The sequence below is a fragment of the Vibrio cyclitrophicus genome, from assembly GCA_023206055.1.
GTDB classification, from domain to species: Bacteria; Pseudomonadota; Gammaproteobacteria; order Enterobacterales; family Vibrionaceae; genus Vibrio; species Vibrio cyclitrophicus_A.
Genome location: CP065366.1, coordinates 647,839 through 662,859 on the forward strand (window position 1 = coordinate 647,839; position 15,021 = coordinate 662,859).

Genomic DNA, 15,021 nt, shown 5'->3' on the forward strand with positions numbered 1-15,021 from the left:
TATTGCCCAATAACGTAGATCCAGTACGCCTTTCAATCATTCTTTTAGTGATTTGAGAGGATTCTATAATGTTAACAGCATGCTAACAATGCGAGAATGTTAATTCCATTCACTTTGTTGATTTACATCAATTGCCGTATCGCAACAAACTTTAATAGTATGGCTACAACTTAACCAATGTTATGGTGATTATTTAGCAGCAAAACAAGAATGATTATTCGAGATGGTTCTCACATCTCACCTGCTAAAGACAAGAATATGAACCAAGGAAGCTGAAAGCTGTCCTTAGAGTCTAGTAGATAAATGTGTTCAATCAACTTTTTATTATTATTAGATTGAGCATAGAACAATGAAAACAAAGGATTAATTCTAATAACATATAAAAGCATAGAGGTTCGCCTGACTTAACAGGTAACGCCTTACTCACGGAGGATATATGCACGATATAACACCCGACTTGTGTGATGAGTTTGAAAGCAAAGTCACATTACTGAACTTACCATTACAGAACTTCGGTCAACGTGGTGCGTTCTTTGGAAAAATTGTAACAGTTCGTTGTTATCACGATAATTCCAAGGTTCGCGAGGTTTTAGAGACCGACGGCAGCGGCAAAGTGCTGGTTGTTGACGGAAATGGCTCGTGCCAAAAAGCACTGCTTGGTGACCAGCTCGCTATTCTTGCAATAGAAAATGGTTGGGAGGGCGTGATCGTTAATGGTGCTGTGCGAGATGTTGGCATGATGTCGCAAATGGACCTGGGCGTTCAGGCGCTAGGTGCATCACCATTCAAAACCGAGAAGCGTGGCGTAGGCCAAGTGAATGTTACGCTCTCTATACATAATCAGCTGATTCAGCCTGGTGACTATATTTATGCCGATTGGAATGGCGTGTTAATTTCATCTGAGTTGTTAATTGAATCGTAATTAACTCAAATTTAATGCCGATGATAGATTAGGTCGGGGAATGGATTGTGATGTGTTGAAAGCTTAGAGCTCAATCCGAGCTAGTTAGTAAACAAAGTACAATCTAAAGAGATTAAAAGCGAAATCCTAGTCCTACTTCAACACCTTGCTGCCACTCTTCATAATCAAGGGTGGCATGCAAATCTAGATTATCTGTCAGTTGCACTCGGCTTGACACTTCTGCAGCTACTGACTTCTCGTTGTCTTCTTCTTCGTCTTTATAGGTGTGCAAAGAACTGTTAAAAGAGACCCTTTCTGAGAACTGATAACTGACACCACTTAAAAATCCGCTTTCATATTTAAGTGAATCGCTGTTGATACGTGTCCCTACATAAAGGTCAACATCAGCAAACAGACTGTATGAGTAACCACTGTCGATTTTCCAAGTGTCGAAGCTTTCACTTGAGGCATTTTGCGTTGAGATAAAGAATTTATGAGATGAACGATCGATTTGACTGGGAAGTAATGGTAAACCGTTCAGTAGAGGCGAACTATTCGCTGAACAAACAACAGGCATAGCAAAAGCTAAAAGAATAAGTAATCTCTTCATTTCCCACTCCTGATGTCATTATTATTGTTCTTCGAACGTTATCGTTCAATTAAAGCACAGAACTTGTACGCTCGCTGCACAATCGATATAGCATTTTGTTATGACTATATATGCAACTGATTACTCTTGCTTGTTCAATGAGTAAATCCAGTACCTTAAGTGAAGGTTTATACAGGGTGTTTTATCCCTTAAATGACGGTTTGCTCTGAAAAACGGTGTGAATGTAAAAAAAACGCAACTTTTCATTGACGTCCAGTGGTAAAAATTGATACACGTAGAGTAAAGCACAAGCAGAGAATTTGATATGCAGCACGTAAGCCACCTAGTAATGACCACAACCATTATTATTACCGACATTAACATTGTTGGGGCAGGCTGCTAAGTAACGGATTTAAAAAAAAAAGGCCTGTATCCAACAAGATACAGGCCTTTTTTTGTACCATTTTTATGACTTATGGAGAAAGGGATGCGCGTTTTAAAGTTTGGAGGTTCATCATTAGCTGATGCAGATCGTTTTTTACGAGCAGCTGATATCATCGCTAATAATGCCCAGCAAGAAGAGCTAGCCGTTGTACTATCGGCTCCAGGAAAAACAACCAATAAGTTGGTCGCTGTTATTGAAGCTGCACTGAAAAATGGTGAAGCAGACGCACAGATTACAGAGATCGAATCCTCATTCGCTGCACTGTTTGCAGATATTCAAGCTATTGTTCCTTCTATTGATGGTTCTGCGTTCCAAGAGCAGGTTGATACTTCTCTTGCTCAGCTAAAGCAGTTCGTAAACGGTATTAACCTACTGGGTATGTGCCCGAATCATGTTAATGCTCGTATCATCAGTAAAGGTGAGCGAATCTCAATCCAGTTGATGAAAGCGGTACTTGAAGCGAAAGGCCAACCAGCTAGCCTGATTGACCCAGTTCAATACCTTTACGCTAAAGGTGATCACCTTGAAGCCATGGTCGATGTGGATGTTTCAACTCAGAACTTCCGTCAATCCCCACTTCCTACAGGCCACGTAAATATCATGCCGGGCTTCACGGCTGGTAACGATAAAGGCGAATTAGTCACACTTGGCCGTAACGGCTCTGACTACTCGGCGGCAGTACTAGCGGCATGTCTACGTGCTGATTGCTGTGAAATCTGGACAGATGTAGACGGCGTTTACAACTGTGACCCACGCTTAGTTGATGATGCACGTCTGCTTAAGTCATTGAGCTACCAAGAAGCGATGGAGCTTTCTTACTTTGGCGCTTCGGTTCTACACCCGAAAACAATCGCACCTATCGCGCAATTCCATATTCCTTGTTTGATCAAAAACAGCTTTAACCCACAGGGTGCGGGTACTTTGATTGGTCAAGACACTGGCGAAGATAACCTAGCAATTAAAGGTATTACTACGTTAAGTGACTTAACAATGGTTAACGTATCAGGCCCTGGCATGAAGGGCATGGTAGGCATGGCGAGTCGTGTATTTGGCGCGATGTCTTCTGCTGGCGTTTCTATTGTCCTTATTACTCAATCTTCTTCTGAGTACAGCATCAGCTTCTGTATTGAATCGGCTGATAAAGTAAAAGCGAAGCAAGTGTTGTCAGACGCGTTTGAACTTGAACTTAAAGATGGCCTATTAGAGCCAGTTGAGTTCATGGACGACGTAGCAATTGTAACGCTGGTGGGTGACGGTATGCGCACTTCACGCGGTGTTGCTTCTCAGTTCTTCTCGTCTTTAGCTGAAGTGAACGTTAACATTGTTGCGATTGCACAAGGTTCATCTGAGCGTGCTATCTCAGCAGTTATCCCTGAAGATAAAATCTCTGAAGCAATCAAAGCGTGTCACGAGAACCTATTTAACTCTAAACACTTCCTAGACGTATTCGTTGTGGGTGTCGGCGGTGTTGGTGGCGAGCTTGTTGACCAGATCCAACGTCAGCAAGGCAAACTGGCTGAAAAAGGCATCGTGATTCGCGTATGTGGTTTAGCAAACAGCAAAGGTTTGTTGCTAGACAGCGATGGTCTACCGCTAGAGCAGTGGCGTGACCGTATGTCGAGTGCGACAGAAGAGTTTAGCCTAGCGCGTTTAACTGCTTTGGTTCAACGTAACCACATCATCAACCCTGTATTGGTTGACTGTACGTCTAGCGAAGGTATTGCGGCGCAGTACGCTGATTTCCTAGCAGCAGGTTTCCACGTGGTAACACCAAACAAGAAAGCAAACACAGCAAGCATGGCTTACTACCATCAGCTTCGTGAAGTGGCACGTAACTCTCGTCGTAAGTTGATGTACGAAACAACCGTAGGTGCTGGTCTACCGGTAATCGAAAACCTACAGAACCTAATCTCTGCAGGTGATGAACTTGAGAAGTTCAACGGCATTCTTTCAGGTTCACTGTCTTACATTTTCGGCAAGCTTGATGAAGGCATGACACTGAGCCAAGCAACCAATATTGCAAAAGATAACGGCTTCACTGAACCGGATCCTCGTGACGATCTATCTGGTATGGATGTGGCGCGTAAGCTACTTATTCTTGCTCGTGAAGCAGGTATGGCACTTGAACTTGAAGATGTTGAAGTTGACCAAGCTCTACCACCGGGTTTTGATGATTCAGGTACGGTTGAAGAATTCATGGCTCGCTTGCCAGAAGCGGATGCTTACTTCAAAGAGCAGTCAGCTATCGCAGCAGAAGAAGGCAAAGTACTTCGTTATGTTGGCGAAATCGCTGAAGGTAAGTGTAAGGTTCGTATCGCTGCTGTTGATGGCGACGACCCAATGTTCAAGATTAAAGATGGCGAGAACGCATTAGCATTCTACAGCCGTTATTACCAACCAATCCCTCTAGTACTGCGTGGTTACGGCGCGGGTACTGAAGTAACAGCAGCAGGCGTATTCTCTGATGTGATGCGTACTCTTGGTTGGAAATTAGGAGTTTAGGAATGAGTTCAAGTGATATGGATGTTGTCGTTTATGCTCCTGCATCAATCGGTAATGTCAGTGTAGGGTTTGATGTGCTGGGGGCCGCAGTGTCTCCAGTGGATGGCACACTGCTGGGTGACCGAGTTATGGTTAAAGCAAGTGATGAACCATTCTCACTTAAAACAGCAGGCAGTTTTGTTTCTAAGCTGCCAACTGAAACCAAAGAAAATATTGTCTATGATTGCTGGGTTGTGTTCTCTCGCGAGTTAGATAAGAAAGGTATCTCAGTTAAGCCTCTAGAGATGACGCTAGAGAAGAACATGCCTATTGGATCCGGTTTAGGGTCGAGTGCATGTTCAATTGTCGCGGCGCTTGATGCCTTGAACCGTTTTCATGGTCAACCGTTGAATGAAACTGAACTGCTTGCTCTGATGGGTGAAATGGAAGGTAAGATTTCAGGCGGTATTCACTACGATAACGTTGCGCCATGTTACCTTGGTGGCGTTCAGCTTATGCTTGAAGAGTTAGGCATCATTAGCCAAGAAGTCCCGTGTTTTGACGATTGGTATTGGGTAATGGCTTATCCGGGCATTAAGGTTTCAACGGCCGAAGCGCGAGAGATTTTGCCTTCTCAGTATCGCCGTCAAGATGTGATTGCTCATGGCCGCCATCTAGCGGGCTTTATCCACGCGTGTCATTCAGGTCAACCTGAACTGGCTGCGAAGATGATCAAAGACGTGATCGCTGAACCATATCGTGAGAAACTGCTTCCAGGGTTTGCTGATGCTCGTAAATACGCGCTATCAGCTGGGGCACTGGCTACTGGTATTTCTGGTAGTGGTCCAACTCTATTTAGCATTTGCAAAGAACAAGATGTCGCCGAGCGTGTTGCACGCTGGTTAGAACAAAATTACGTACAAAATGAAGAAGGATTCGTTCACGTTTGTCGCCTAGATAAGCAGGGTTCGATCGTTACAGGAAGTGAGTTATGAAACTGTACAACATCAAAGAAAATGATGAACAAGTCTCTTTTGGCCAAGCCGTTCGTCAAGGCTTAGGTCGTAATCAAGGTCTATTTTTCCCATCTGAACTGCCAAAGTTTGATGATATCGATGCGTTGCTAGCAGAGGACTTTGTCCCTCGTAGCTCAAAGATTCTGTCGGCATTGATTGGCGATGAACTACCAAAAGAGCAGATCGACCAAATGGTGGATGCAGCGTTCCAATTCCCTGCACCAATCAACCAAGTAAAAGACGGCGTTTATGCGCTTGAACTGTTTCACGGTCCAACACTGGCATTTAAAGATTTCGGCGGCCGTTTTATGGCGCAATCTTTAGCAGCAGTTTCGGATGGTGGTCAAATCACTATCTTAACTGCAACATCAGGTGATACTGGTGCGGCGGTTGCACATGCTTTCTACGGCATGGAAGACATCAATGTTGTGATTCTTTATCCGAAAGGTAAGATCAGCCCACTGCAAGAGAAGCTGTTCTGTACGCTTGGTAAGAACATCCACACTGTGGCGATTGATGGCGACTTTGATGCGTGTCAGGCTCTGGTTAAAGACTCATTTGATGATGCTGAACTGCGTAAAGAGATTGGCTTGAACTCGGCAAACTCTATCAACATCAGCCGTTTAATGGCTCAGATCTGTTACTACTTTGAAGCGGCTTCTCAGCTGACTAAAGAGCAACGTGAAAACCTCGTTATCTCTGTACCAAGTGGTAACTTTGGTAACCTAACGGCTGGTCTATTAGCGAAAGCGCTTGGTCTACCAGTGAAGCGTTTCATTGCGGCAACCAACGAAAATGACACGGTTCCTCGTTACCTAGAAACAGGTCAATGGGAGCCAAAACCGACCGTTGCGACAACATCGAACGCGATGGACGTAAGCCAACCAAACAACTGGCCTCGTATCGAAGAGCTTTGCCAACTGAAAGGTTGGGGACTGGATACTTTGGGTAAAGGTAAAGTATCTGATGAGCAGAGCGCTGAGTCAGTTCGCGACCTAAAAGCTCAAGGTTACCTATGTGAACCTCATGGTGCGATTGCTTACCGTCTATTGGAAGAGCAACTGCAAGAGAACGAGACAGGCCTGTTCTTATGTACGGCACACCCGGCGAAATTCAAAGAAGTGGTTGATGATATTTTGGGTACGGATATCGAACTACCGGGCCCGCTGGCTAAGCACGCGGTGATGGAATTGTTGTCTGAAGATCTTGATAACGATTTTGAAGCGCTAAAAGCAGTGCTTCGTCGAGTTCAACCGTAACGTACATTTGTTTTTTTGAACAAATAAAAACGGCGCTCAATGAGCGCCGTTTTTGTATTCTAATTCAAGCTCTACAAAATTATAGAGACTCAGTGAACGTACGTGCGATAACGTCACGTTGCTGTTCAGTCGTTAGAGAGTTGAAACGTACAGCGTAACCCGATACACGGATAGTTAGCTGTGGGTAGTTCTCTGGGTGAGCAACTGCGTCTTCTAGCGTTTCACGCTTAAGAACGTTAACGTTTAGGTGTAACGTTGCGACTCCAGTATGACTTAAAATATTGTTTATATAGATCTATAAAATCATGACTTATGTTCTCTTGATGAAGATAACCATATAGAGATTTTAAGTTTTATTCATCTTAGTTGATTGAGTGTCCGTGCTCCCAAATTATGATCTAATATATGCACGATAAATATTGTTGATCTTACGATTCATCGATGACGTTTCCTGCGAGAACTCGCTATCATAAAATGATTCGCCATAGTCGAGGCTCAGGTTATGACGTTGACTACCAGTCAAACTATTCCAGCTCGATACGTATGTGAATATTGATTTTAGTAGTTGATGGAAAACATCTAGGTCGGCTACTAAGGTAAATGTCATTAGAGACTGAGGAGAGCCCTCACTAGTTTGATATCTTATAAAATTAAGCTTTAAATGATCTCTGCTCAACCTTGAAGTGATTAACTCAACTTTGGTATTCAAAATACGCAACAAACTGTCATTGATTGTTTGATATTTAGGTTCAAAATTTTTGGTTATACGTGGGTTAGTCAACATAAGGATCTCCTCTGTGGTAAACATAATTAGACCACCACGATATGCTTGCTTTTTGTCCAAAAATAAAAGCAGCGCGATCAATATAGGTAGATCTGAGAACATCATAATTTGATACTTCTCGGTAGAACTAAGAGCTGTGTATTCAAAACGAAACTTTAACTCGTCCTCGTTGGGGTGCGATACGTCATAAATCAATTCGTTGAAGGCTTTTGAGATGGGCTCATTTGGTAATCGCCACGCCAATTCTTCTAAAACTGAAGGCACTGTGGTCATATTGCTAACTAGATGACGATGCGTGACTCTAGAGCCATGAATCAGCTTCTGTGGGCAAGTTGAGTTCAGAGCAGACTGTTTATAAGGAGTTAAATTTGGATCTGTAGCTTTAACGGACAATAGTTCACTAATAGGTTCATTCGTTGAAGATAAGAGATGATTTTTGGTTGGGATCGACATTTTGCCCTCAAAAAGCGGCCAATACTTCCAGTTATTGATAGTATTGTCAATTGTTGTTCGTGGGTGAGAGTACTATCATCTCTTTACCCGATCAGGTGTATAATAAATACTTTGAATCATACACTTATTACGGAACCAAAGTTTGGTCACTAAACCTTGGTTGCGTGAGTTTTCGATTCAGAGCTTATAAATGACCCAAACTTTAGTAGCGTCGTAGATGACATACAATGCCTAGTAGCGCAGCTGTATTTACTCATCAATATTGGGCAAAGAAAAGTCAATAAAACTTCGTAGTGAACTAATATTTAAGTTGTTGTTTACAAATGGATTAAAGAACCTTCAGCTTACTCTGTTGGGCATCTGGAGTGACCTCTAGCAATGATTCCTAGCACACTTTCCCCCCAAAGCTTGTTAGACCTTTTTCAATAAGAAAACTGCTAGCTTGATTTATCCCTATCTATGCTAATGTTTCAACATGGCACACAGAACAAACACAAAAACCTTCGTATATTCAATCCAGTATTTAGGTATGCTTGGGGTGAAAAGGATGTGATAAACATCCAACATCGACATATTAAGCTGTTAGGCATTTGCGTTAAAACACTCCAAAAACAGCAAGTACTCTTGAAATATATACAATGATTTAACGTCGAAAAAATCATAAATATAGGCAAGCATTATGAGTGAAAAAGAAGAAGTAGTATTGAAAATACTGGATTACCTAAATGAAATTGAAGTGCGTGCTACTTATGGCGCTGTTGCTGAGGTGTTGGGAGTATTACCTCGCTCTGTTGGACAGCAGTTTTTAGGTGAAAAGCGACCATATGCTTCTTGGGTTGTTCGTGAAGACACGGGTTTACCTACAGACTATTTGGAAGACCAACTACATCCTAAATTACTTTCCAAGAAGAGCCTTATAAAGTCTGGCTCTGTGTTGAGGCGTAACATCGGACTGAGCAAGAGTATCTAACAAGGCGTTAGCATTCAGGAGCAATATGAATATTTTTGAGGTTGACTATGGCCTTGGCCCATTAATCGATGTAGAGGAAACGATCCAAGCAAGTATCGCAAAGTTGTTTGAGAGGAACCGCACTGAACCTTGGTTCGATGGGGTGTGGATGAACGAATACGGTGAAGTTCTTTACGGCTCTTTGCTTGTTTCAGCTCAAGCTTACTGCATCAGTAGCTTACGAGATATTAACGAAATCCGAGTCAGCTTAGGGCTCAATAAATTGACCAAAGAAAAAGCATATCAAAATCACCGTGTAAAAGTTCAGGGTTATTCTCTAATAGAGATGGTTAATTGTACTGCCAATTATTTCAAGCACCGAGATGAGTGGAGCGATACTTGGCCTGATAATTACACTACACGTGTTCTAACAGCATTCTCAATGGACTGTGAATTTCTGATAAATGAATTTCAGGGGTTAATTGACTCAGAATATGGTTATAAAACACTTTCCGACTTAGTTTCAGAGTGGAGAAATGATCTAATTGATCAATCGAAAAATGAAAGCTAACAAGGCGTCAACTAAATTGAGGCAATTATGAAGTACTTTAGTGATCAAGAAAGAGGTACAACGCCTCGAACAAACAATGAGATCCCGCACAATGTTTGGTGTGGGCTCGTTGCTTTAATTCAAAAGCTAATCAATACGGGATATTTTGGAGAAAATTTTCCAGAGCTTTGCCTTGATGGACAAGGGTGCTGTGGTACTGATGAGACAGGGTTCACCTTTGCTCTAAAAGCTGAAATATTGGGAATTGAATACCCACTTGTTACAGAAAAAGACGAAAATCCTGATGGTTGGTCGCATAAAAAAATCCCGTTTGTTCCTAACTATTTGGACGCACTAGATTTAGTACAGTTTTGCTACGCAAATGTATCTAAGCCTACACAAGGAAGTTATCATTCGTACTATAGGCATCACCATATAGATTCGTTTGATCGTACAACTGGACGAGCCGATTTCTTAGAGAAGGTTAATACCATTTTTACTCGAAATGGTTTGGCTTATGAGCTACTAGCTGACGGCCAAATTAAAAGGGTTATGAGTGGGGCTCTAAGTTCTGTTATTCAACAAGCACCGAAAACATCTGAGCAGGAGCTAAATGACCTACTTGAGCATGCAAATAGAAAAATTTGTAATACTGACGTACGAGTTAGGTATGAAGCTTTAAAAGAGCTTTGGGACGCTTTTGAACGCATAAAGACAGTCGCTGAACCAGAGAAAAGAAAAAAGCAATCATTGGCCACCTTACTAGACAACTGTTCATCTGACTCTGATTTTCGAGCAGAACTAGAAGCAGAAGCTAAGGCTTTGACAAATATAGGAAACGCATTCTTCATTCGTCACTCAGAGATAAGCCAGATTAAACTTACTGATAGCAGTCATATTGAATATCTCTTTCATCGACTTACAAGTTTAATGTTGTTGTTGGCTAAAAATCTAGAGTAGATCAGGGCAGTCTAAGTAAGCACAGTAAGGAGAGGGCTACCCGCTAGCTGTTGAGCTAGCGAGCGGGTTTACCTTACCAACCCTATAAGCGTGACAGAAATCCTGTCGCACTCAATGCACACACAAAAGCTGTAACGGGTTCAAAGCTTGCAACCAAAATTACAAACAATCCCCCAAAAGCAGTGATGAGCTTTGGTAAGGATGCTGAACCCGCATTATCTCGTTTCACCATAGGCTACTCCTCAAATACGTTCCTCTCAGTCTCATGAAGAGTCAGGAAGAGGAGTTCAGACTTTGCCATCTATTTTGTTTACGAGCAGTCGCAATGGTGATGGCAACCTGACTGCACTGATTTGCACATTATATAAATCAGTTGATTGCAGTCAATCAAAAGCCGAACTTCTTGTGAGTGAAAATTTTCAATACGTGAGCTAATACATAAATAGCGAATCTAGTAATCCTTTTAACCATTTATCCCCAATAAAGAGGCTACTACTTTACTTTACGTATATGTTGATTCTTACGAGTCAACGGTGGAAGTTCTATGAGTTCTTCCGTTCACTGAGAATATAAATTATCAGTGTTATTAGCAGAAGGTTTTCTGTAGGTAGCTCGGCTAAAACCTTTATCAAATCAATCATAAGTTACCTTTGTCGGTTGTGGGTCGATTTAGGTAAATTAAAACTTATTAGAGGGGAGGTTAGGCAAGTGGGGTTACCTGTTAAAAGGCTAGGGGTTACCTAGGTTACCCCTAGTTTTTCTCCTACCTAGATTTGATCATTGAAGCCATTCGCTCTAGCTTTACTTGACTCAACCCCTGAACTTGATCAGAACCATCCTTGTGGGTGATCCCTCTCTGTTTGCTTTCTGCTTTCAGCCAGTCTTGTATTACTTTGTTTGTTGGAGGAGTAGCTTCGTTTAAACATAGCTCTTCATAAGCATCAATAGCTATTTGTAATTCAGGCGGGTATGAATTATCTGTGGTTTCTGGAGTCATCGAATCTTCATTAATGAGTAAATCTCTTAATCGTGAAATTTCCTCTTCTGATTCAGAAAGTCTCATCTCTAGTAATTCAACTGACTTGCTTATGCTTTCAGGTTGATAATCCAAACCAATATCTAATCCTTGATATTCAGACCATCTTAAAAATTCTTGCTTTGAAATTATTGTAAGCTCGTAATCCAATACTGCTCGCTGTTTTAGAAACGTTCCATTGTTGTAACTTTTAGAATACCTTTCACCGAACTCATCATTACATGATGTCCAAAGCTCTACTGTATGCAATTTAAATCCATGCTGATTTGTTCCTTTTATACAGTCGCTTAATAGTTCAAGGTAGTGATTGTATGAGTACCTCTGTGATGGCATTTCTATTGATGTCGTAGGTTCAATATTCGCAGCTATTTTTGCGGCAGCACTTAAAGTAAAGTTACTTTTTTGGTTGATAACCTTCACATCATAAGCATGGTCTTTTGCGAGAAGTTGAAGTTTTTCGATTGGCTTAGGGTATCCAATTTCTGATGCTATTTTGCAAAGCTGTTCATATGAGAATAATGCTTCATCTTCTACCTCGGTCTTAGTTTTTAGTAGGTAAACATTCCCAATTAATTCCTCGTTATTGCTGTATTTTGTGCCTTTAACCTCAACTACGAAATTAAAAACTGGCATATCCGGATCACAGATCGCATAGCCACTTTCGATTTCCTCTAGGGTAAATTTGGGACCAACGACTTCAGTTTTGTGAACTATAAAATAACCGTCAACATAACTGATTTTGTCACCTTTAAAAATTAGGCCTTTGAAGTATATGTAGGGGTCTAGCATCTCTTCTATATCAGAAAATGGAATCGAAATAGACCTAGCTATTTGCGATGCCGTAAAAAAGTTTGTGTCCTTATCCATACTGTCTTCGTACCTTTACTCAAATTACAAGGCCCCAAATTGGTAGGTGATCAATTTATTTTGGGGCTTTCCCCAAGCCTTAGTAAAACTAGATTTTTGTAATTATCACAGATATTTAGGTGGAATGAAAGGTGTGGCTAGAGACTGTAGATTGCGAAACTCTTTCGTACTTAAGGTGGGGTTGGGTGTCGAAAGTTAGCACACATAAACTAATGTCGCGGTTGGTATTTAGGCGTTCGAATCTAAATGATTTCTGTCCAAAAACGTCACAATCTGAATTTTAACATTTGGCATTTTTTAGCTCGAAAACGCCCCTTTCAAGTTAGAGTAAAAGTTCATTCGAATACTTAAATACAATGAAATTCAGTACTTTTTTATGACATATGTAGAATAATCCCAATTTGGATAATCAAATAGTTGTCGTTACCTATAAGATAGAGCTCTTTAACAGTTTTACAGCGCTATTTATGTATCCTAACCTTGTTGAAACTTCGATTTTGCATGTGCTGATAATGCCGCGATCAGAAGACATTAAAGATCAATCGCCTTTTCAAGGCTATTTGCTCGATTTGATTTCTAGTCACCACTCTAGATTGCTTGAATACATGAGCATACTTCCAACTTCAGCAAATGAACTATTCATTTCACATGAAGAGCTCATACAACATCGCATAAACTTATCTGTAAGCAATAATTTTTTGCTTGATAAAATCGCCTTTAAAAAATGGTTTGAAGTCTTTCAAACTCATCCATTTATATTTTGTTACTGCGTAGATGAAGAGAGTGCTAAGTATGTTAAGGATGTTGGTAAAGCTTCAAAATATCCGCTGTTAGTCGTGGGCTGGTCAGATATCTGCGACATTGTGTTAGGGGATGAATTTACTCCTTTTCTTTTGGATGAAAAAATTGCGGAAAGATTCAATTTACTAAAAGAAAATGGCGACTTAAATGAAAAGTCGAAAGACTTCTTATCATCAAGAGTAGCAAGAACTACTCAGCTGATAGAACTAGATCAAAAATCGTATAGCCATGCTGTTTCAAATGCGAATGAAGCAGTCTTATACTCACTTGGTTACAGCCTCTCAGGTACAAATGTCTTACAAGGAAGTCATGAACGTCAACCATACATTGAAGCTATTCTGGATACCTCACAAACAGTTCTTTCCTTAACCAATGAGTATAAAACCACATCACTAAAATCAGACATAGTCCTATACTGTCCTAGCATTTTCACTTATCTGTATAACTTCAAAGATCAGTTTTGGAACAGAATTAGAAGAGATTTAAAAAATAAAAAAGCCCGAGATTTTCTAATTGACGGAGTATTTAGAAATAACTCTTATTCCGGAATTAACATGCAAGACTTCAACAAAGAAGATGTTAAGCAAGTTTTTGAAAACAAAGTTTTTCAAATGATACTTTCAACCAGACAGAGTGAATTACGTTTGTCATCGGCAGCGATCAATATGTTATGTACTTCTTATTGTGTGCCAGCAATTCGTCTAGCTAACTCATTAAATTTTTTCCATGGTAATTTTAAAGATATTGAAAGCTTAGTTTCTTCTGGTACAGATAAATCAAAAAGAAAGCTTGATCGAAAATTCAAAGATTTGGTTGAAAAAATGAGGGGGGAGATTGATGAGCCACTTATTGATTTTATCGTTCAAAATTCTAATTCAATAACACTTTGTTCAGACATAAATCTAGATTGGGTTTCTCTTGATCGAATACCACTCATGTTCACACATGAAACATCTAAAATCCCTACTACACCGGGTAACAAGTTTCTTCAAGATTGTACTAATTTTGCCAACGTTACCGTTAAACAAAATGAGTTGCTAAACATCACTGTAATCCGTTCATTTAGAGAACATGATCCTTTGAAATATAAGCTCGAAGAGGCACTAACTCATTACTCAAAGTTAGTTGATGACATCGAAATAACAATTGTAGATGTGGGATCTGAAGACGAGTTTGTAAGTGCCCTTAACGAAATTAAAGGAAGTATTTTAATAATGGATTGCCATGGAAATCATGGAGGGGCTGATTCACATGGTTGGCTACAAATTGGTGGTGATCAAGTTGACATTTGGCACCTGCCGATAATATCACCACCAATTGTTATTCTTAGTGCATGCTTAACTTCAGCATTAGCCGGATCACATGCATCAGTTGCAAACTCATTTCTTGCTAGAGGTAGTATCTCTGTACTGGGTACATTATTACCTGTAAATGCAATTAAATCTGCCATTTTCGTTGGTCGATTAGTATATAGAATAAGCGCTTTTCTAAAAGCTATTCAGAAAATGAGAGTAGAGGTATTAACATGGCGTACATTTATTACTGGCTTTCTACGCATGTCCTTTTGCACCGATTTTTTAATGTTGTTTAGAGACGAGCTGAAATGGATTACACCTGAAGAGTATACGGAACTACATATTCAGTGTAGCTTCTTAATAAATACGATTCATCCAGATTGGTATGATGAATCTTTAAAGTTAATTAGCGAAGTTGCTAATAAGCCGATAGAAACGGTCGACATGACAGTTCAGGATATAGGTTTAACCGAAACAATGTATTACTCTCAATTAGGTCGACCGGAAAGTATAGTTATTGAGTTGTAATGGGAGTCGGTTTAGCTAAAACTGGATGTTGGCAAAAAAACTTCGGGCAAAACCTTAGCGGCGATTAAGGTGACACACATTTCTATTGATGGTGTGTGTCCCTTTCG

12 protein-coding genes, 1 pseudogene and 1 other annotated feature are annotated in these 15,021 nt (G+C 40.6%); of the genes and pseudogenes, 8 read left to right on the forward strand and 5 right to left on the reverse strand.

Annotation, left to right across the window (positions count from 1 at the left end; genetic code table 11):
• Window positions 1-230: 230 nt before the first annotated feature.
• Entirely contained in the window at window positions 231-389 is a 159-nt protein-coding gene (locus ITG09_02880) for a ribonuclease activity regulator protein RraA (protein UPR52613.1), read from the reverse strand.
• Window positions 390-436: 47 nt separating this feature from the next.
• Here ITG09_02880 and ITG09_02885 point away from each other — a divergent pair, with 47 nt between their 5' ends.
• Entirely contained in the window at window positions 437-922 is a 486-nt protein-coding gene (locus ITG09_02885) for a putative 4-hydroxy-4-methyl-2-oxoglutarate aldolase (protein ID UPR52614.1), read from the forward strand.
• A 112-nt stretch (window positions 923-1,034) separates the two neighbouring features.
• Here ITG09_02885 and ITG09_02890 read toward each other — a convergent pair whose 3' ends face one another.
• Window positions 1,035-1,511 carry a ribonuclease regulator gene (locus tag ITG09_02890; GenBank protein UPR52615.1) on the reverse strand — a complete coding sequence of 159 codons (477 nt, stop codon included), beginning with the start codon at window positions 1,509-1,511 and terminating at the stop codon, window positions 1,035-1,037.
• A 317-nt stretch (window positions 1,512-1,828) separates the two neighbouring features.
• Window positions 1,829-1,948: a sequence feature (Thr leader region), on the forward strand.
• A 29-nt stretch (window positions 1,949-1,977) separates the two neighbouring features.
• Between ITG09_02890 and thrA the strand changes: the two genes are divergently transcribed.
• From thrA to thrC, 3 genes are read left to right on the forward strand one after another with little or no spacing between them, the layout of a single operon-like run.
• Entirely contained in the window at window positions 1,978-4,437 is a 2,460-nt protein-coding gene (gene thrA, locus ITG09_02895; GenBank protein UPR52616.1) for a bifunctional aspartate kinase/homoserine dehydrogenase I, read from the forward strand.
• 17 nt (window positions 4,438-4,454) lie between these two features.
• Window positions 4,455-5,411 (forward strand): homoserine kinase, encoded by a 957-nt coding sequence (thrB, locus tag ITG09_02900; GenBank protein UPR53574.1) that lies wholly within the window; start codon window positions 4,455-4,457, stop codon window positions 5,409-5,411.
• Window positions 5,408-6,691, forward strand: a complete 1,284-nt coding sequence (gene thrC, locus ITG09_02905) for a threonine synthase (protein UPR52617.1) — start codon at window positions 5,408-5,410, stop codon at window positions 6,689-6,691. Before thrB ends, thrC begins: the two co-directional genes overlap by 4 nt.
• 79 nt (window positions 6,692-6,770) lie before the next feature.
• On the opposite strand, the pseudogene ITG09_02910 reads toward thrC, so the two are convergent.
• Window positions 6,771-6,941 (reverse strand): annotated as a pseudogene (locus tag ITG09_02910) (autonomous glycyl radical cofactor GrcA).
• A gap of 141 nt (window positions 6,942-7,082) precedes the next feature.
• Window positions 7,083-7,928 (reverse strand): hypothetical protein, encoded by an 846-nt coding sequence (locus tag ITG09_02915; protein ID UPR52618.1) that lies wholly within the window; start codon window positions 7,926-7,928, stop codon window positions 7,083-7,085.
• A 679-nt stretch (window positions 7,929-8,607) separates the two neighbouring features.
• On the opposite strand from ITG09_02915, the gene ITG09_02920 reads away from it, so the two are divergent.
• From ITG09_02920 to ITG09_02930, 3 genes are read left to right on the forward strand one after another with little or no spacing between them, the layout of a single operon-like run.
• Window positions 8,608-8,898, forward strand: coding sequence for a hypothetical protein (locus ITG09_02920; protein UPR52619.1), 291 nt, complete (start codon window positions 8,608-8,610; stop codon window positions 8,896-8,898).
• A 25-nt stretch (window positions 8,899-8,923) separates the two neighbouring features.
• Window positions 8,924-9,448 (forward strand): hypothetical protein, encoded by a 525-nt coding sequence (locus ITG09_02925; protein UPR52620.1) that lies wholly within the window; start codon window positions 8,924-8,926, stop codon window positions 9,446-9,448.
• A gap of 27 nt (window positions 9,449-9,475) precedes the next feature.
• Entirely contained in the window at window positions 9,476-10,387 is a 912-nt protein-coding gene (locus ITG09_02930; GenBank protein ID UPR52621.1) for a stationary phase or STEss regulating sigma factor, read from the forward strand.
• Window positions 10,388-11,150: 763 nt separating this feature from the next.
• On the opposite strand, the gene ITG09_02935 is transcribed toward ITG09_02930, so the two are convergent.
• Window positions 11,151-12,290, reverse strand: a complete 1,140-nt coding sequence (locus tag ITG09_02935; GenBank protein ID UPR52622.1) for a hypothetical protein — start codon at window positions 12,288-12,290, stop codon at window positions 11,151-11,153.
• Window positions 12,291-12,757: 467 nt separating this feature from the next.
• On the opposite strand from ITG09_02935, the gene ITG09_02940 reads away from it, so the two are divergent.
• Entirely contained in the window at window positions 12,758-14,914 is a 2,157-nt protein-coding gene (locus ITG09_02940; protein UPR52623.1) for a hypothetical protein, read from the forward strand.
• Window positions 14,915-15,021: the final 107 nt, after the last annotated feature.

Bases quoted from the DNA above. Each gene is read 5' to 3' on its own strand.
- ITG09_02935 (UPR52622.1), bottom strand. From the start codon at position 12,290: ATGGATAAGGACACAAACTTTTTTACGGCATCGCAAATAGCTAGGTCT.
- ITG09_02925 (UPR52620.1), top strand. From the start codon at position 8,924: ATGAATATTTTTGAGGTTGACTATGGCCTTGGCCCATTAATCGATGTA.
- ITG09_02890 (UPR52615.1), bottom strand. From the start codon at position 1,511: ATGAAGAGATTACTTATTCTTTTAGCTTTTGCTATGCCTGTTGTTTGT.
- ITG09_02930 (UPR52621.1), top strand. From the start codon at position 9,476: ATGAAGTACTTTAGTGATCAAGAAAGAGGTACAACGCCTCGAACAAAC.
- thrA (UPR52616.1), top strand. From the start codon at position 1,978: ATGCGCGTTTTAAAGTTTGGAGGTTCATCATTAGCTGATGCAGATCGT.
- ITG09_02940 (UPR52623.1), top strand. From the start codon at position 12,758: ATGTATCCTAACCTTGTTGAAACTTCGATTTTGCATGTGCTGATAATG.
- ITG09_02915 (UPR52618.1), bottom strand. From the start codon at position 7,928: ATGTCGATCCCAACCAAAAATCATCTCTTATCTTCAACGAATGAACCT.
- ITG09_02880 (UPR52613.1), bottom strand. From the start codon at position 389: ATGCTTTTATATGTTATTAGAATTAATCCTTTGTTTTCATTGTTCTAT.
- ITG09_02920 (UPR52619.1), top strand. From the start codon at position 8,608: ATGAGTGAAAAAGAAGAAGTAGTATTGAAAATACTGGATTACCTAAAT.
- thrC (UPR52617.1), top strand. From the start codon at position 5,408: ATGAAACTGTACAACATCAAAGAAAATGATGAACAAGTCTCTTTTGGC.
- thrB (UPR53574.1), top strand. From the start codon at position 4,455: ATGGATGTTGTCGTTTATGCTCCTGCATCAATCGGTAATGTCAGTGTA.
- ITG09_02885 (UPR52614.1), top strand. From the start codon at position 437: ATGCACGATATAACACCCGACTTGTGTGATGAGTTTGAAAGCAAAGTC.